Origin of the sequence: Bacillus sp. CHD6a, from assembly GCF_001293645.1 — a bacterium.
Taxonomy (GTDB): Bacteria; Bacillota; Bacilli; order Bacillales; family Bacillaceae_I; genus Sutcliffiella_A.
The window spans coordinates 53,092-68,923 of record NZ_LBMD01000001.1; the positions used below are offsets into that span (position 1 = coordinate 53,092).

At 33.7% G+C, this 15,832-nt stretch carries 21 protein-coding genes, 1 pseudogene and 1 other annotated feature; of the genes and pseudogenes, 16 read left to right on the forward strand and 6 right to left on the reverse strand.

Translation table 11 applies throughout. The annotated features are described in order from the left end of the window. Positions 1-212 precede the first annotated feature (212 nt). Positions 213-1,175 carry a helix-turn-helix transcriptional regulator gene (locus AAV98_RS00300; RefSeq protein WP_060663562.1) on the forward strand — a complete coding sequence of 321 codons (963 nt, stop codon included), beginning with the start codon at positions 213-215 and terminating at the stop codon, positions 1,173-1,175. 74 nt (positions 1,176-1,249) lie between these two features. Further along, complete coding sequence (locus tag AAV98_RS00305; RefSeq protein ID WP_060663563.1) at positions 1,250-1,882, forward strand: type 1 glutamine amidotransferase family protein; 633 nt, start codon at positions 1,250-1,252, stop codon at positions 1,880-1,882. Positions 1,883-1,974: 92 nt separating this feature from the next. Here the strand turns inward: AAV98_RS00305 and AAV98_RS00310 are convergent, their stop codons facing one another. The 3 genes from AAV98_RS00310 to AAV98_RS00320 are packed head-to-tail and all read right to left on the reverse strand — an operon-like array spanning position 1,975 to position 5,638. Further along, positions 1,975-3,087, reverse strand: coding sequence for a Ger(x)C family spore germination protein (locus AAV98_RS00310; protein WP_060663564.1), 1,113 nt, complete (start codon positions 3,085-3,087; stop codon positions 1,975-1,977). Beyond that, the gene (locus tag AAV98_RS00315) at positions 3,084-4,169 is read right to left on the reverse strand and encodes a GerAB/ArcD/ProY family transporter (RefSeq protein WP_060663565.1); all 1,086 of its coding nucleotides are present in this window, start codon (positions 4,167-4,169) and stop codon (positions 3,084-3,086) included. Before AAV98_RS00315 ends, AAV98_RS00310 begins: the two co-directional genes overlap by 4 nt. Before the next feature lie 11 nt (positions 4,170-4,180). Further along, positions 4,181-5,638 carry a spore germination protein gene (locus AAV98_RS00320; RefSeq protein WP_082380703.1) on the reverse strand — a complete coding sequence of 486 codons (1,458 nt, stop codon included), beginning with the start codon at positions 5,636-5,638 and terminating at the stop codon, positions 4,181-4,183. A gap of 429 nt (positions 5,639-6,067) precedes the next feature. On the opposite strand from AAV98_RS00320, the gene AAV98_RS00325 reads away from it, so the two are divergent. The 14 genes and pseudogenes from AAV98_RS00325 (at position 6,068) to AAV98_RS20850 (ending at position 14,144) form a co-directional block, all read left to right on the forward strand. Further along, complete coding sequence (locus AAV98_RS00325) at positions 6,068-6,445, forward strand: iron chaperone (protein WP_060663566.1); 378 nt, start codon at positions 6,068-6,070, stop codon at positions 6,443-6,445. A gap of 189 nt (positions 6,446-6,634) precedes the next feature. Continuing rightward, positions 6,635-7,063 (forward strand): NUDIX hydrolase, encoded by a 429-nt coding sequence (locus AAV98_RS00330; RefSeq protein WP_060663567.1) that lies wholly within the window; start codon positions 6,635-6,637, stop codon positions 7,061-7,063. Between the two features lie 216 nt (positions 7,064-7,279). Continuing rightward, positions 7,280-7,536: a binding site (T-box leader), on the forward strand. Positions 7,537-7,604: 68 nt separating this feature from the next. Continuing rightward, complete coding sequence (locus tag AAV98_RS00335; protein ID WP_082380738.1) at positions 7,605-8,849, forward strand: MFS transporter; 1,245 nt, start codon at positions 7,605-7,607, stop codon at positions 8,847-8,849. 63 nt (positions 8,850-8,912) lie between these two features. Next, positions 8,913-9,509, forward strand: a complete 597-nt coding sequence (locus AAV98_RS00340) for a kinase (RefSeq protein ID WP_060663568.1) — start codon at positions 8,913-8,915, stop codon at positions 9,507-9,509. A gap of 94 nt (positions 9,510-9,603) precedes the next feature. Continuing rightward, positions 9,604-9,951: a VOC family protein gene (locus tag AAV98_RS00345; RefSeq protein WP_060663569.1), complete on the forward strand. Its 348-nt coding sequence runs from the start codon at positions 9,604-9,606 to the stop codon at positions 9,949-9,951. Between the two features lie 144 nt (positions 9,952-10,095). After that, a complete protein-coding gene (locus tag AAV98_RS20445; protein WP_197284189.1) occupies positions 10,096-10,251 on the forward strand; it encodes a hypothetical protein in 156 nt (51 codons plus the stop codon). Between the two features lie 129 nt (positions 10,252-10,380). After that, a complete protein-coding gene (locus tag AAV98_RS00350) occupies positions 10,381-10,617 on the forward strand; it encodes a DUF3977 family protein (protein ID WP_060663570.1) in 237 nt (78 codons plus the stop codon). Between the two features lie 91 nt (positions 10,618-10,708). Continuing rightward, entirely contained in the window at positions 10,709-11,098 is a 390-nt protein-coding gene (locus AAV98_RS00355) for a GNAT family N-acetyltransferase (protein WP_231687662.1), read from the forward strand. 56 nt (positions 11,099-11,154) lie between these two features. Next, positions 11,155-11,628, forward strand: coding sequence for an NUDIX hydrolase (locus AAV98_RS00360; RefSeq protein ID WP_060663572.1), 474 nt, complete (start codon positions 11,155-11,157; stop codon positions 11,626-11,628). A gap of 48 nt (positions 11,629-11,676) precedes the next feature. Next, on the forward strand, positions 11,677-12,366 hold the full coding sequence (locus AAV98_RS00365; protein WP_060663573.1) for an aspartate/glutamate racemase family protein: 690 nt from the start codon (positions 11,677-11,679) through the stop codon (positions 12,364-12,366). A gap of 159 nt (positions 12,367-12,525) precedes the next feature. After that, entirely contained in the window at positions 12,526-12,951 is a 426-nt protein-coding gene (locus tag AAV98_RS00370; protein ID WP_060663574.1) for an NUDIX hydrolase, read from the forward strand. A 294-nt stretch (positions 12,952-13,245) separates the two neighbouring features. Continuing rightward, positions 13,246-13,668 (forward strand): GNAT family N-acetyltransferase, encoded by a 423-nt coding sequence (locus AAV98_RS00375; RefSeq protein ID WP_060663575.1) that lies wholly within the window; start codon positions 13,246-13,248, stop codon positions 13,666-13,668. After that, a pseudogene (locus AAV98_RS20645) lies at positions 13,658-13,833 on the forward strand (cysteine hydrolase); the annotation flags it as partial. The gene AAV98_RS00375 and the pseudogene AAV98_RS20645, both read left to right, overlap by 11 nt. Positions 13,834-14,048: 215 nt before the next feature. Further along, on the forward strand, positions 14,049-14,144 hold the full coding sequence (locus AAV98_RS20850; protein ID WP_331456860.1) for a phosphotransferase: 96 nt from the start codon (positions 14,049-14,051) through the stop codon (positions 14,142-14,144). A 350-nt stretch (positions 14,145-14,494) separates the two neighbouring features. Here the strand turns inward: AAV98_RS20850 and AAV98_RS00380 are convergent, their stop codons facing one another. The 3 genes from AAV98_RS00380 to rpsN all read right to left on the reverse strand — a co-directional run bounded on the left by AAV98_RS00380 (position 14,495) and on the right by rpsN (position 15,633). Continuing rightward, positions 14,495-14,776: a hypothetical protein gene (locus AAV98_RS00380; protein WP_060663576.1), complete on the reverse strand. Its 282-nt coding sequence runs from the start codon at positions 14,774-14,776 to the stop codon at positions 14,495-14,497. 206 nt (positions 14,777-14,982) lie between these two features. Continuing rightward, complete coding sequence (locus tag AAV98_RS00385; RefSeq protein ID WP_060663577.1) at positions 14,983-15,330, reverse strand: hypothetical protein; 348 nt, start codon at positions 15,328-15,330, stop codon at positions 14,983-14,985. Between the two features lie 33 nt (positions 15,331-15,363). Further along, positions 15,364-15,633 (reverse strand): 30S ribosomal protein S14, encoded by a 270-nt coding sequence (gene rpsN / locus AAV98_RS00390; RefSeq protein ID WP_060663578.1) that lies wholly within the window; start codon positions 15,631-15,633, stop codon positions 15,364-15,366. Positions 15,634-15,832: the final 199 nt, after the last annotated feature.

Here is a 15,832-nt window from a genome sequence, read left to right on the forward strand (position 1 = left end):
ATCTTGTATCTCAAGTGAAGTCCAAAACAATCTAGATTGTTAGTTGAGTAATTCCATTTAAGAGCGCGTTTGTTTAAACACGTCCTATTCTTATGTAGGGTTATATTTTGAAGGAAGACGGGACATTATTTTCACTGGATATATGACCTTGAGTTTAATGAAGAAGGGGCAAAGAATAATAGAAAGTAAATTTCAAATGGAGGTGAAATTTTATGCCTAAAATTGACAATATGTTAGCAATCATATGGATGCTTCGGTCAGGTAAAAAAATTACTGCAAAACAAATATCAGAAAAGTTAGAGATGAATATAAGGACTGTTTATCGTTACATTGATACAATTTCAACAAGTGGCGTACCAATAGTTTCAGAACCAGGACATAACGGTGGATACACTTTATTGAACAATTTTATAGAGGCTCCTCTTTTTTTTGATTTTGAGGAGCAAACTTCACTACTTCATGCTGCTGTTTTTGCAGAAGAAGCGGGATATTATGGAGGGGAAGCACTAAATAGGGCTATTTCAAAACTTAGAAAATACTCAAATCAAGAGCAGGAAACAAAGATAAACCAACATTTAACTAGTCTTGAAGTTATAAGTCGATTCAGTTCACTCTCTTTGGAGCCTATTTTGAAGGAGTTGGAGCAGGCCGTAGCTGACGGGTACTCAGTAAAAATTCTTTACCAAAAAAGTGGCGAAAAGAAATTAAATAATAGATCGGTCGATCCGTACAGAATTATTTATTGGAATAACAAGTGGTATGTGATTGGATTTTGTCATCTTAGGAATGATATCCGTAGTTTTAGAGTAGATCGAATGGAAAATCTAATGATAACGGAAAATAAGTTTAATCGGCCAGACAATTTTTCAGCACATGACTTTTTTATAAAAAGCCTTCTTCCAAAGATAGAAAATAAGGAAGGGGTTATTTCTTTGGTTATTAATGCGGATAAAAGTGTATTGGCTGATATTTGCGACCATTGGTTTTTAGGACATTATCTACAAGAACGGACTTCAAATCATGCAGTTTTTCTTCTTGAAAAAGATGTGATGCATACATATGTCCCTTATCTACTTTTACCGTACAATAAATCTATTAAAGTTATGGAGCCAATAAGTCTTAAGAAAAGACTTATTGAAGTTCTGTCGGAATTAACAAAATTTCATCAAATATGATAACTTCCCTGACGTTAAATGTCAGGGAAGTTATTTTATAATAGCTATATCAATTGTGATTGGAGTGTGATTAGATGCAAACAAAAAAAGCTTTTCTATATGTATTTAATACAATGTCGGACTGGGAATATGGATATTTAATTGCTGAACTAAGCTCAGGAAGATTTTTTAAAAAAGATTTAGCACCTTTAAAAGTAATTACAGTAGGAGCTAATAAAGAAATGATAACTACTATGGGAGGACTGAGTATAAAACCAGATATTTCACTTGATGAATGTACTCTTCAAAGTAGAGACCTTTTAATTTTACCAGGAGGGACTACTTGGAGTGAAGAAATTCATCATCCTATCTTGGAAAGAATCGGTCAAGCATTAAAGCTTGGCACGATTGTTTGTGCGATTTGTGGTGCAACGGACGGCCTGGCAAATATGGGATACTTGGATACTAAAAAGCATACAAGTAATAACTTAGAATATACTAAAATGGTATGTCCTAACTATAAAGGAGAAAAGTTGTATGAGTTGAAATCTGCGGTATCTGATGCGAATTTAGTTACTGCATCAGGGATAGCTCCTCTGGAATTTGCAATGGAGGTTCTAAAAAAAATAGAAGTTTTTACTCCAGATACATTACATTCATGGTATAACCTAAATAAGACTCATCAACCTGAATACTTCTTCCAATTAATGAATTCCATTAATAAATGACGTAACTGAAAGATATAGAGTAGATGATTCAATGAATGATGAAAAACACTTGGAAAGCACTTCAGTCGAAAGTATGAATTGAAGTGTTATTTTTACTTGGCTTTTCCAAAATCCATAATCTTAACCTTCGATTTTATATTAATATCCATTGAGCTGTATAATTGATCCCAGTTTGTTTCCTGCCATTGTTGATAAGTCATATGGTTTCTTACGTATTTACCTATACCTATAGGATCACAACCAAATTCTTGTAGCTGTCCCATAAATTCATTTGTACGATTATTTAAATACTCTTCAATTTTTTTTTCAATTATCTTTTGATTTTTTTCCTCGCTTAAGTTCATTGAACCTGTATACTCTAATAAACTAATCTCTAACTCTACATTTTTCTTCAGTTCAACCGTGTCATTTTTTATTTTCACACTTGTATTCGAGTCACTTTTTTTGTAATCGAACGTTACTCTGCTTTGTAAAAGCTTGTCATCTTCCTCCTCCTCGCCAACAGATACATTTAGATTAATAATCCCCTTATTTATATCATCCCTTAAGTAAAATAAGATTAGGGATTGACCCATATTGATCTTTTCTACGTATTTATCCTTCTTAAATAAACCGTACCCTACAATCGCTTGTTTATTATCTTTAATTGATACTATTGGAAGAAAAGGATCTATGCCATCGTCATAATAATCACGAAAGAATTGAAATGTATGGTAGTTTACTGACTCTTTTTCAGCTTTTAATTTATTGAACATGGTTAATAAATATGAAGCACTTGAATCCCCTTCCTTTGATTCAAATGTTAACAAATCAAAACCATTGTCTTCCGCAATTGCTAGGTTGACATGCGACCCAATATTAGGATCTCGTTTAAAAGTATCTAGAATCTGGAGGATTCCTTTTTCAGCTAATTCTCTTCCTAATAATGCTAAATGAACCTGTCCACTAACTACTTGGAGGTTAGATAAGTTAGTAAATTTCATACGTGCATCTTTACTTGATTTTGATTGAACGCTTAATATATCGTTAGTTAATTCCCCTTCATTATTTATAATTGGATAGTTTATAGTCACCTGTAAAGGTTCTTCCTCATTTTCAGATAAATCGTAAGAAATCACATTAATTAATGCTAGTTCTTCTACAATTTGCTTTCTTTCTCCACAAGCGCTTAGAAGCAATACAAGTAAAATTAATATTATTCTCATTGGGAAATCTTTCTCCTTGATTTTAAGAAATTTTCGATAAAAATTATTAGTAGAAGAAGGATAGGGATTATCATAGCGAGACTAGAAAGGATGTAAGTAAACCACTTTAACCATAAATCCACATCTCTTAATACTTTTGGAATGAGAGAAATAAAATATCCTACCAACAATACAACAATATTAATAATTTTTGAATTTACATTATGATTCACTTGTTTAATCATTATTGTGGCTGCCCAAAAATACATAACAATCGTTATTAAAACTTTTAAAGAAAACAAGGAAAAGATGGCATTTTCCACTCGTTCAATAAAAGGAATATCGATAGACTCTAATATTGTAATGACAGGATACATTTCCATCTTCAATTGTTCAAAACTGAAAAAACCATAGCTTACGAAGGATACACCTAAATAAATAATGGTTGTTATTGCATTACCAATAAAAATACTTTTAGTCCACTTTTTTTGTACGTATGGGAACAGCAACAATGATAGCTCAAAGCCAAGAAAAGCAGTATAAACATTCATACCATCTTTAAATATAGATTTTTCACCTTGAAACAAGAATGGTGTCAACCTAATAATTTCAAACTCTTTAATGGGAAATGCTAAAAGGAACACAGTCCATATGGTGATAAAAAATAAAACAATAGTAGTTTTACCTATTTGGTAAATACCTCCTGTTAAAAGCATATACGATAGAAGAAGTGCCATACAGAAAAAGACGAAGAAAGGTGTTTCTTGATAAAACAAAATCTTTAATAAAATGATATATTTTTTGGTGACTAATACAGCAAGGACAATAAACACTATAGATACAGCTAAATAAAATGGAATAAGAAACCATCTAAAAATATTCGACTCTAGAATTTCAAAAATTGAACGTCCATGTCCGAATTTATAGCAGAGAGATATTAATAAGATATTAATGTTTATAATGATAAACACAATAATTAAACCAGCCCACCCGTTTGTACCAAATGCTTCTGCCGTTAACCGTGGAATACTAAATAGAGTAACACCTGATTGGGTCATATATATTAATATTGCTATTTGAAACGGGTGGAGCCTCTCATTCATATTTTCCTCACCTATTTCTTCATTTTGTTAATATCTTTATTTTTAGATCTAGATTGGACAGGTCTGTCTTTTATTACACTAAATGGAGCGCGAATAATCGTGTCAATCCAATCACCAAAATATGTAGGGGAGACCGGAATGAAATATGGAGCTTTCAAGTTCGTTATCCCATTTAAGTGAATAACAAATAAGCCGATACCAAATGCTAGACCGATATTTCCCCAAAATGCAGCTATCAAAATAAAGCAAAAACGAATAATTCTAATGGAACCACTCATTAAATAGCTTGGTATTACGAAGGACGCAATAGCAGAAGTAGCGACTACAATAATTAAGATGTTACTTGTAATGCCAGCTTCTACAGCAGCTTGCCCAATAACAATTCCACCGACAATTCCAATCGTTTGTCCTATCTTAGTTGGGAGTCTTGCTCCTGCTTCCCGTAAAAATTCTATGACGAGTTCTAAAAACAAGGCTTCATATATAGGTGGAAACGGTACCTTACTTCTGGATTCGATAATACTAGGTAACAGTTTTTGAGGAATCATTTCATAATGATATGTTAAAATACCTACATAAAAGGCAGAAAACGTTAGCGTAATAAAAAGCGCAAAGTATCTTAATAATCTTATAAATGTAGAAGTAATCCACCTTTGAGTATAATCATCGGGTGATTGCATAAAATCAAAAAAACTAGAAGGGCTACAAAATACATATGGACTTTCATCAATGATTCCGATTACCTTTCCAGCAAATAGCTTGGAGGCAACAACGTCTGGTCGTTCGGTTACAAAAAATTGGGGAAAAGGGGAGTATGGGTTATCATCAATAAGCTGTACTAATACGTTTGTATCCAGCACCCCATGTATCTCAATAGAGTTTATTCTCTCCTTTAATAATTCTACAAATTCAACATTTGCAATATCCTCAATATACATTATGGTTACATTTGTCTTGGAAATCTCTCCTACCGAGAGAACAACCGATTTTAAATGAGAACTTTTTACTCGTTTTCTTATTAGCGAAATATTTTTATCTGAGGATTCAATAAAAGCTACATGTGGTCCGAGAATAATTGACTCTGTTTCAGATTCTTCAATAGGTCTTGTTTCAGAGCTCGATGCAGCAATTGTAAATACTTCATCCTTATAGAAAACAACTATGTTTCCATTTAGAACTTCTTTAACTCCTTCTTTATTGGATGAAACTTTCTTTGTATCTAACTGCGAAATGATGGACTCCATTTGATTTTCAGATAGATCTCTAATATTTGAGACAATATTTCTATCCAGAATTTGTTCATCAACCATATTTTTGAAATATAGCAGCTCTAATGATGTATTCGTAAACTTTCTATGCGTAAGGTCAGAGCAATTATGAAATTGAGAAATAATATGATCTTTACTGAGTTCAATTTCTGTTTGTTTGTCTGTTTCTTCTGATGAGTTAATCTGATTATCTGGTTTCATTGCTTACCCCGTGGTACTTTTATCCTTATTATGAACAGTTTCATCCGTTTTACTCGCTTAGGTTTAAATCGATTACGAAACATATTAGAAAAGATAAAACTTTGCCAGATCTACACATTTCTATCTATTTTGCTGGTTATGACCTAATGTCCTTCCATTCAATTAAATACTCAAATACCTCTTATGGTTTGCCAATGTGGGAAAATTAGATTTAAAATTGGATGAAACGAGACACTCATTAAACCGAACTATTAGGTGTTTAAACTTCACTGGGAACTCTGTGATATTAGTAATTTTGAAAATAAGGTAATGCTTTGAGATCCAGTGAGAGTACTGGTAACAATTTTTTTTGTGCTTTAAAATATAATAGAAGAACTGAAAACAAACATTATTTATGTAAACTATAAAAATGTAGGAGTGAGATGTAACATGCAATATGATGTAAAGAATTCTGAAGAATATTTTGAATTGCTTGAAGACGATTGGCGAAAAGAGAAACTTCTCTTCATTAGAAGAATAATCCTTACATATGCACCCGATTTAGAAGAGGTGATTCGCTATAAGATGTTGAATTATGGTAAAGATGATAACTATGTCTTTGCGTTAAACGCGCAAAAACATTATGTCAGCCTCTATGTCGGTTCAATCGATAAGATAGGAAATGCAGAAACGTTATTAGCGGGTTATAACTATGGAAAAGGCTGCATTCGCGTTAAAAAATCAATAAAGATGGAAGAGACGGGATTGGAACAATTTATTCATAAAACCGTTGATATGTGGCGTGCGGGTGAAGACATTTCTTGTTAATACTGAATGAAAAATAACAGACTTTCCACTAATCAGTAGTAAACATTGGTTATCCATTCTTTGAAAGATCACCATTTTATTATTCAAATAGAGGCGCGTTTATATTTTTGGTTGTGAAGTTAAACGGTGGGATTAGAGGTGGAAAAAATAGGTCTGTCCATTTCATTCTTAAAGGGGGAAGTTTGATTTATGAAACGAGTAGATGTCACTTACGTCCTACTCTTTGATGAGCAGGGCGAGAATGTATTAATGGTAAAAAATAAAGGGAAGAACGCTTCTTATTATACACTTCCTGGAGGTGCAGTTGAGACTGGAGAAACACTTGAAGAAGCTGCAATCCGTGAAGTAAAAGAAGAAACGGGTTTAGATGTGGAGATACATGGTGTTTTTTCTGTGGGTGAAGCATTCTTTGAAGATAGGGGACATCATGCTGTTTTCTTTACTTTTAGAGGGATAATTATTGGTGGAGAAATCAATATATCAATGCCAGAAGAAATTGAAGAAATTACGTGGATGGATTCTGAGAAAGCAGAAGATTACATACATATAACCAATACAAAGGGATTAATTAATAGTAAATCTTCCGTACCATATTTACTTAGAAAAAGAATTATTTAATAGTTTTTACTATTTTCGTACATGCACATGTATTTCCACGATATAATTGGGAGCCAGAAGACAAGGAACATAGGGAATTGAAGGAGAAGTTAAGTAATAAGATTTATGAGTTAATGGAAAAAGCTAGTTATCCGTTGTTTTTTCAAAATGTTGTTTAAATATATTAAAATTAAGCATTTACATAATTGATTGAATATTGGATAATGTTAAATAATAGAAAAAGCGATGAAGAGAAGAGTAGGTAATGGTAATCATTCACAGAGAGCTCCGTATGGTGAAAAGGAGTAAGGATTTCATTACTGAAGCAAGCCTCTGAGCAGCACATTGGATCCATTTAAGTGATAATGTGACAGGAGCTCCTGTTATAGAGCTATGGTATATGTATGTGTTTCATACCGTACCTAATGAGGGTAAAATGGGAACATATTACCAAACTGGGGTGGCACCACGACGCGCAATAACTCGTCCTCAAGATAAACTTCTTGGGGGTGAGTTTTTTTTTATTGTCCAAGTTTTTATTCTAAAAGGAGTGGAAATAAAAATGCGTATAAAAATGATTGTACAGTCGTGGAAATACCCTTCTATTTTATTAACTATTATTGGGATTTCTAGTATAGGGGAATGGGTGTACTTTTTAGCATTAAACTTAATTGTTCTTGATATGATGGGGGTTTTTGCTGTCTCAGGTCTATATATACTTAGAGCTTTATCTACTTTATTTACTAACATTTGGTCGGGTAGTTTGATTGATCGATTGAATAAAAAGCATCTAATCATGTGGCTTACTATATTTCAAGCAGTGTTTGTTGCCTTTTTGCCTTTGTTTTCATCTATTTGGACTATATACAGTCTTGTCTTTTTAATAGGTATAGCTAGTTCCATGGCTGGTCCTACAACAATGACCTACATAACTAAATTAATTCCTCAAGCTCAGAGGAAACGATTTAACTCTCTCGTAAGTTTCATTGATTCTGGCGCGTTTGTTACCGGACCTGCCATTGCAGGAATCATATTCATGAGTGGCACCCCTAATATTGCGATATTTTTAAATGCAATAGCGCTTTTTTTAGCAGCACTATTCACATTATTCATGCCTAATGTTGAAAAAAATGATCTAATAGAAACAAAAGGCGAAAAACTAAGCTTTAAGGTACTGAAAAATGATTGGAAATTAGTTGTTGATTTTAGTCGTAAACACGTATATATAATGGTTATTTATTTACTATTTAGTGCGGTCATGGTATTAGCAACGATTGTAGATTCACTGGAAGCAGCCTTTGCTCTAGAAGTGCTTTCTTTATCAGAGGGAGATTATGGATTCCTGGTAAGCATTGCTGGTGCTGGAATAGTTGCAGGCTCCTTAGTAAACATAATCATTGTTAAAAAAGTAGCTACGTCTTGGCTGATAGGTCTTGGATCCTTGATGGTATCAAGCGGTTATATGATCTATGCTTTATCGGGTGAATTTTTGATAGCAGCAATTGGTTTTTTCATTCTATCGTTTTCAATGGCTTTTATGAACACAGGATTCTACACTTTTTATCAAAATAATGTTCCTGTCGAGGTAATGGGGAGGGTTGGTAGTATTTATAGTTTTATCGGAGCTTTTTTCACCATTATTGGCACTTTAATTTTTGGAATTATGGCTGAAATACTATCTATTCAATTTGTCGTCATAGCAGGAACTTTACTGATGTTTGCCGTAACGGTTTTATTATTTATCTTTAACACGCAGCCGTCTAAGGCAGGTTTTTATACTGAAGAAAAAACTGAATCAAGTTTCTGAAACTGTTTAGGGTTAGTGTATGCCTTGCACAATCCAGGAAATATCAAGGGGTGAAAGGTAAATATGTTCATAAATAATGATGATACTTCAAACCTAAATGCATTCGTTAACGCTAATCAACGATATATACTTGCCATAGATGGCCTCAGTCGTTCTGGGAAAACCACTTTTGTAAAACATCTTAGTAATGGGCTAGAGAAAGAAGAGGTGGAATACACGATTTTCCATATTGATGACCACATTGTTAATCGAAGTGAGCGTTATAATACGGGATTTGAAGAATGGTATGAGTATTTTTATTTACAGTGGAATGTTGAATGGTTAAGAAAAAATTTATTTAAAAAACTTAGAGACAGCAGTACTTATGTCAAGCTGCCATTTTACGACAATGAAAATGATAGGCATTTAATGAAGAAAGTTGAGTTACCTAAAGCTGGGTTAATTGTTATAGAAGGAGTTTTTCTCCAACGTAAAGAGTGGAAAAACTTTTATAACGAAATAATATACTTGAATTGTTCTCGAGAAAAAAGGTTTGGGCGTGAATTAGAAGCTACAAGACTTAATCGTGAAAAATTTGAGAAGAGATATTGGAAGGCAGAAGAATACTACATTAATACCTTCAACCCATTAAATAATGCTGACACAGTCATCAAGACTTAGACTAATAAATGTGGATGAATTCTTAATGAGACCAAGCTTCTTTTCTCGCCAATCGTCTTCAAGCAAATCTAAAAATAGAAAGGAATTGGGTAAGATGATAAAAGGTTTTGGAGGAGTTTTTTGGAGAACAAATAATCTTGAAGTAATAAAAAAATGGTACAGTGATGTGTTAAATATTGAAATCGAACACTGGAATGGGACGGTGATAAAGCCCCAGTTAGGAAATGAGACAATCTTTTCTTTCTTTACAGAGAATGACAGTTATTTTCCATCAGAACAACAAGTAATGTTAAATTTCCAAGTACATAACATAAACGAAACAATTAAACATCTGGAACATATAGGTGTACCTCTTGCCAAGAAAATAGAGATTAGTGAATATGGAAAGTTTATCTGGATTGAAGATCCTGATGGACGACTGGTCGAACTTTGGGAGAAATAATGAAATGCCATTCTTTAAGTATTGGGGGTAAATGATATTTAAAAAATGGCGCAATAGTTGAAGGGAAAATGGGTTGGTGCGGCAGCATACTTAGAATAGCTATCAAACGGCTAGAGAGATAATAGTAATGCTTGAGGAGGTTCTATGAAGACACTAGTTGATGAAATAAAGAACATATTTTTAGATATATCTGCAATGGGTAAAGGACTAATCTATGGTTTTCTTATGGTTGCACTATTAATTCTAGTTGGTGGAACTTTATTATTTGGGATTTTGTACATTCGTAATTTAATATTTTAATACCAAATTATCCCTTCATTATCGTGGAAAATCCTGTAACAAGGACTAGCGCTCACTTTTCTTTGAAGCAGGATAGCAATTTCTATAGATTATGAAGTAATTGTTATTAGAAAATAGAGGGGCCATCGTATGAAATACATAGAATTAGGCTTAGGAAACACTTGGATAATAAGGACAGAAACAGAGCTGGAAGATGGCACTGAAAAAGAGGAGAGAGGAATCATTGGACCAGTGAAATTCCACTCTTTTTATATACGAGTATGGATTGGTAAGACCGTTTTCATTTTTGATTTAAGAGAAGGTATTAAGCGTGTAAAGAAAAGTAGAAAAGAATACAAATTTATCATAGGTTTGATTAGTTATTAACTACGATAATGAACCGATCTCACTATACAAGGATATATCTTTGCTTTCTAGAGGTGGTGATGTAATGTGAATAAAACTGAAAAATGAACATTTGCTTGAGGTTAGGAATTATAGAAAAGAAGACTTTATCCATGTTGATAAACTAAATGCAGATGAAAAATGGAATAACCTTGTTAAAAACAAGGAGAGTACAAAGGAAGCATGGAATAATTCAAATATTGCCTATGTGGCAGAAATAAATGGACAGTTGGTTGGGTATATTAGAGGGCTTACCGATAAATCTATTACATTGTTCATTTGCGAGGTGTTAGTACATCGTACTTACCGTGGGTTAGGAATTGGAGAAATATTGCTTGAGTATGTACATAGTTTATATCCAACTACAAGAATTGAAATGCTGGCTAACAGTACCTCTCGTACTTTTTATGAGCAAAAAGGGTTTAGATTCTTTTATGGTTTTAGAAAGACATATATAGAGTAATCGGAGAGATTTGTCTACCAATAAAGAGAAGTTAGCGCATTAAAAAGGGGACTTAAATGGATTACATAAAGGATTTACGACAGAAGGTAGGCAACATGCCACTAATAATATGTGCAGTAGGTGTTATTGTTTCAGACTCTAACAATCAAATTCTCTTAATCAAAAGAAGTGATGATGGTAACTGGTGTATACCTGGTGGGGTTATGGATGTAGGAGAAAGCATTCAAGAAACCGCAATAAGAGAAGTATATGAAGAAACAAATATGAATATAGCAGAATTAAAGTTGTTGAATGTTTATTCTGGCAAGCAGCAGCATCACATTTATCCAAATGGTGACGAGGTTTACTTTGTTAATGTAGTATTTTACACAATAAACTATAGTGGTCAATTTAAACCTGATGGTATAGAAAGTGCCGAAATTAAGTTTTTTAGCATGAATGATTTACCTGCTAATATTTCCCCTACAAATAAACCCTTCTTTGAGGACTTTAAGGAACTAAGTAGGAAAAAATACAAGGGAATACTATAACAAGGTAATGGGACAAATTACTTTAAATATAAATAATGAGGTATTTTTATGAAAACTATAGGATTAATAGGTGGAATGAGCTGGGAATCGTCGGTTGAATATTATCGAATAATTAATGAAGAGGTAAAAAACAGATTGGGTGGATTACATTCAGCACAATGCCTTTTGTATAGTGTTAATTTTGAAGAGATCGAGCGATTTCAGAAAGAAGGCAATTGGGAAGAAGCAGGTGAAATGTTAGGAAATGTAGCCCTATCATTAGAAAAAGGAGGGGCAGATTTTATTGTTATTTGTACAAATACGATGCATAAGGTAATAGATTTGATTGAGGAAAAGATCCATATTCCCATTTTACATATTGCTGATGCAACAGCAAATCAAATAAGAACATCGAATGTTCATACAGTCGGACTATTAGGTACTAAGTACACGATGGAGCAAGACTTTTATAAAGGACGAATAACGTCAAATGGTATAAAGGTTTTAATTCCAGATGTACATGAACGAGAGATGATTAACAAGGTTATCTATGAAGAGTTATGTTTAGGAAATATCAATCAATCATCAAGGAATTATTACATTAATGTAATCAAGAACTTGGTTGATAAAGGTGCTGAAGGAATAATATTAGGGTGCACGGAGATTGGATTGTTAGTCAAACAAGAGGACTCAAAAGTTCCTCTATTCAATACAACAGAAATTCATGCAATTGAATCAGTTAACAAAGCATTGCAATAATACGTGAATATTCCAATTTCCAATCAATTTATCGGGGCTCGTTTTTATTATAGCCATGGATAATAACTTATTGATACAGATATTTTAATATGAAATAATCAAAATGGAATAAATCGGCATTCTTGATAAACACAATGTATTTCAACTATGGGGGGAAATATGAGAAATAGAGGTTCAGTAGTTTTGGTTGAAGATCAAAAAATAGCTCTAATTAAGAGGAATAGAGGGGATTCGGTTTATTATGTATTTCCTGGAGGTGGAATAGAAGATGGAGAGACACCTCAAGAAGCAGCCAAAAGAGAAGCTCAAGAGGAATTAGGGGTAACAGTTACTATAAATGAGTGTATCGCAACAGTTGAGTTTGAAGGCACTCAATACTTTTTCCTTGCTGAGATAATAGCGGGGGTTTTTGGTACAGGGAAAGGTGAAGAGTATACAAATTGTAATAGTAACCGAGGAACTTATCTACCTATGTGGATAGAGATAAACCAGTTATCTTCTATTAATGTTAAACCAAAAGAAGTGGCCATAAAAATACAATCAATCTTTGAACATGTAAAAGGAAGCATTTCAACAGTTAGTTAACTATTAGTGGTTGGAAAAATGCTAGTTTTAAGCTTATAGGGCTACTAATTTTTTATTATATATAAAATCTATTTCATCATTGTTTTTAAAAGAAAAAGTTTTTATACATTATTAGGTCTTTTTGTTTTGTAATAGATCTTACTTTGTTTCCTAATCCTTTTCTTGAAGAAACAATAGAAATTCAGAAACATCTTTCTTCATAAATGCAGGCGACTATTCACGGTACCTGGAAGAGAAAATAGAATCAATATTTTTAAGATCGGCTATCATTTATTCTTTGATGGGGGTTACTTAATGGAGTGGTTTAAAACCGAATTTATGATCAGTGACGATGAAAAGTTAATAGATATTAAGGTTGTAACACAGTTACTCTCGAACACCTATTGGGCTTCTAATAGAACCGAGCAAACTATCGAAAAAAGTATAAAGAATTCCCTTTCTTTTGGTTTGTATGAAAGCGGCAAACAAATTGGATTTGCCAGGGTTGTTACAGATAAAGCAGTATTCTCTTGGATTATGGATGTGGTTATAGATGATAGCTACAGGGGGAAAGGTTTGGGGCAATGGCTAATGAATTGTATATTTGAACATCTAGAAATAAAAGATACAGCATTTGCTTTGGCTACTACTGATGCTCAGAACTTTTATAAAAAATTAGGTTTTCAAGACAACCAATGTATGACAAGGCCCATTGCGATTGGACGCAAAAGCAAATAAGGTCGAACATCTAGTTATTGTGGGATGTAAAACAGAACATTGTTTAGACATAGCTGTAAGAGCTGCTACAGTCTAAAGTTTTGATGTTACTTTAGTTAAGGACGGCCCATTCAACCTGATGGTCATTATAATATCGACCATTTCTCTGATGTTAGAAATACATAAGAAGAATTGGTTCAACCTATGCCTAATGATTAACGATAAGTAAAGACTCAACTTTAAATAATGAACAACACCTATAAACATTACCGTTCATGGCCTGTCGTTTACGATTATATACGATCGAGAGACTGTAAATTCCCCCTGCACGTGCGGCAAATGCATATAGACATCTATGAGCAAGCAGACGAAATTTTTCCCGTATCGAAAAGTTGCAACTCGTGCTTTGCCACCGGGACTTCTGGATAGCCAATCTTATCTATGCTGACGGAAACGTCACGCTTATTGATTGGGATACTTGCGCATGGGTTATCTAGGCAGAATCTAACCCGATATTAATAAAATGGATGAACACTACCAGCGATGTTTCCCTGCTAATTACAAAGGGTTTTCGGAGTATGTGATATATCCTGTATTCGGGTACATGCTTGTAGAAGGATATCTTTACTCAGAGGGGGAGGACAAGAAAATACTCTCGAAAAAATCTATGACATGAAAACCTTACCTTTGATGGTGTAATAACGTTTACAAAAAAATTCAAGTTTAAACGAGAGAAAGTTTATTCGAGAGTATGACTTCAGAATAATACTCTTTTGTATAGCCTGCGCTCAATCTTCTATGCGGAGTCTTGTATAGAAAAAGCCCCAATTATGGGGCTTTTCTGCTATTATCTTCCACGGCGTTCTTCGGATGGCTCTTCGTCCAAGTCCGGCTCTTCTTCATCCATGTTATACGGAGTATCACGCTCACCAGGTTCTCTTACATCCCTTGGGTCTGTGTCAATATCAAGACCCCTGTTCAGGTCACGATCAAGATCACGGTCATAGCGGACAGGGCGATAGTCTACATCCTCCGGCCCATTATCAGGCTCGTTGTTCCCCATATTACATGCAGTAAGTACACTTAATGAGAAAATAACAGACGCAAGCAAAAGCATTGATTTCTTCATTTTTATGAAACCTCCTTTTGGTTTGAAAGTGAAATCAATTTTAATATTTGCTATCCTTGAATTTTTACTCGCCCTGAAAAAAATTCTTTATAACATATTGAAAGGGAGGGAAAAAGCTTTTTAAAAAAATAAGATGGTGGTCATAATACTAGTAGTTAAAAAATTATAAAGGCTCTCCCACATTAACCTAAGTGAGAGAGCCTTTATTATATTCCAATGAAGAAGTAGTGCTTATTTGAGCTTTCCATTGCAGACACTTGTTTAGTATAGTCAACCGAGAATACCTGTTGCATTCTGCGATCTGTTTTATTTTTTATCTCTTGATCAATCTCTAGCATTAGATTTCGAGCAGTCTCCACAGAAATATGAAAGTGCGTTGCTGCTTGAACATAAGGGTGATTTTTCACAAGTAAATCGAAATAATGTTCAGGTGTTTCTGCTTGTTCCTCATAAGCATTCTCCAAGTCTTCAACAAACTTGTAGAAGAGCTGTTTTTCAGGTGGAAGCTCTGCCACAATACATTTTGTAAGGTATCTGTATAAGCTTTCCTTCATTAACAACACCTCCATTATCTTTGTGAATACTACTTACCAACTTGCCTTTTTTACACCAGGTACCTGCCCTTTGTGAGCAAACTCTCTAAAAGCAATACGTGACATTTTAAATTTGCGTAAATAACCTCTAGGTCTGCCAGTTACCTCACAACGATTTTTTAAACGAGTAGGGGAAGAGTCTCTTGGTAATTTACGTAGCCCTTCTATATCACCTTTTGCTTTCAGTTCTCTGCGGATCTCTGCATACTGTTCAACCAGCTGCTGACGCTTTCTTTCTTTTACCACTTTAGATTTCTTAGCCATAAGTTAGTTCTCTCCTTTTCGAAAATAGTAATCATTACGATTTATTAATTAAACCATAAATGGAATTAGAATTCAATAATAAAGTATTTTGTCACGAACTTTAGATATAACGTACTCACTTGGAAGGTGGATTTAAAGTTAGATCGACGCTTTAAAAGGATGTTAAAGGGGGAGGAGGACTTTTGGAAATAGCCAGCTT

What these genes read in the sequence shown, in the direction of transcription:
- AAV98_RS00335 (WP_082380738.1), top strand. Translation starts at nt 7,605, where the DNA reads ATGCGTATAAAAATGATTGTACAGTCGTGGAAATACCCTTCTATTTTA.
- rpsN (WP_060663578.1), bottom strand. Translation starts at nt 15,633, where the DNA reads ATGGCTAAGAAATCTAAAGTGGTAAAAGAAAGAAAGCGTCAGCAGCTG.
- AAV98_RS00350 (WP_060663570.1), top strand. Translation starts at nt 10,381, where the DNA reads ATGAAATACATAGAATTAGGCTTAGGAAACACTTGGATAATAAGGACA.
- AAV98_RS00385 (WP_060663577.1), bottom strand. Translation starts at nt 15,330, where the DNA reads ATGAAGGAAAGCTTATACAGATACCTTACAAAATGTATTGTGGCAGAG.
- AAV98_RS00300 (WP_060663562.1), top strand. Translation starts at nt 213, where the DNA reads ATGCCTAAAATTGACAATATGTTAGCAATCATATGGATGCTTCGGTCA.
- AAV98_RS00380 (WP_060663576.1), bottom strand. Translation starts at nt 14,776, where the DNA reads ATGAAGAAATCAATGCTTTTGCTTGCGTCTGTTATTTTCTCATTAAGT.
- AAV98_RS20445 (WP_197284189.1), top strand. Translation starts at nt 10,096, where the DNA reads ATGAAGACACTAGTTGATGAAATAAAGAACATATTTTTAGATATATCT.
- AAV98_RS00370 (WP_060663574.1), top strand. Translation starts at nt 12,526, where the DNA reads ATGAGAAATAGAGGTTCAGTAGTTTTGGTTGAAGATCAAAAAATAGCT.
- AAV98_RS00340 (WP_060663568.1), top strand. Translation starts at nt 8,913, where the DNA reads ATGTTCATAAATAATGATGATACTTCAAACCTAAATGCATTCGTTAAC.
- AAV98_RS00320 (WP_082380703.1), bottom strand. Translation starts at nt 5,638, where the DNA reads ATGAAACCAGATAATCAGATTAACTCATCAGAAGAAACAGACAAACAA.
- AAV98_RS00325 (WP_060663566.1), top strand. Translation starts at nt 6,068, where the DNA reads ATGCAATATGATGTAAAGAATTCTGAAGAATATTTTGAATTGCTTGAA.
- AAV98_RS00360 (WP_060663572.1), top strand. Translation starts at nt 11,155, where the DNA reads ATGGATTACATAAAGGATTTACGACAGAAGGTAGGCAACATGCCACTA.
- AAV98_RS00310 (WP_060663564.1), bottom strand. Translation starts at nt 3,087, where the DNA reads ATGAGAATAATATTAATTTTACTTGTATTGCTTCTAAGCGCTTGTGGA.
- AAV98_RS00345 (WP_060663569.1), top strand. Translation starts at nt 9,604, where the DNA reads ATGATAAAAGGTTTTGGAGGAGTTTTTTGGAGAACAAATAATCTTGAA.
- AAV98_RS00365 (WP_060663573.1), top strand. Translation starts at nt 11,677, where the DNA reads ATGAAAACTATAGGATTAATAGGTGGAATGAGCTGGGAATCGTCGGTT.
- AAV98_RS00330 (WP_060663567.1), top strand. Translation starts at nt 6,635, where the DNA reads ATGAAACGAGTAGATGTCACTTACGTCCTACTCTTTGATGAGCAGGGC.
- AAV98_RS00305 (WP_060663563.1), top strand. Translation starts at nt 1,250, where the DNA reads ATGCAAACAAAAAAAGCTTTTCTATATGTATTTAATACAATGTCGGAC.
- AAV98_RS00315 (WP_060663565.1), bottom strand. Translation starts at nt 4,169, where the DNA reads ATGAATGAGAGGCTCCACCCGTTTCAAATAGCAATATTAATATATATG.
- AAV98_RS00375 (WP_060663575.1), top strand. Translation starts at nt 13,246, where the DNA reads ATGGAGTGGTTTAAAACCGAATTTATGATCAGTGACGATGAAAAGTTA.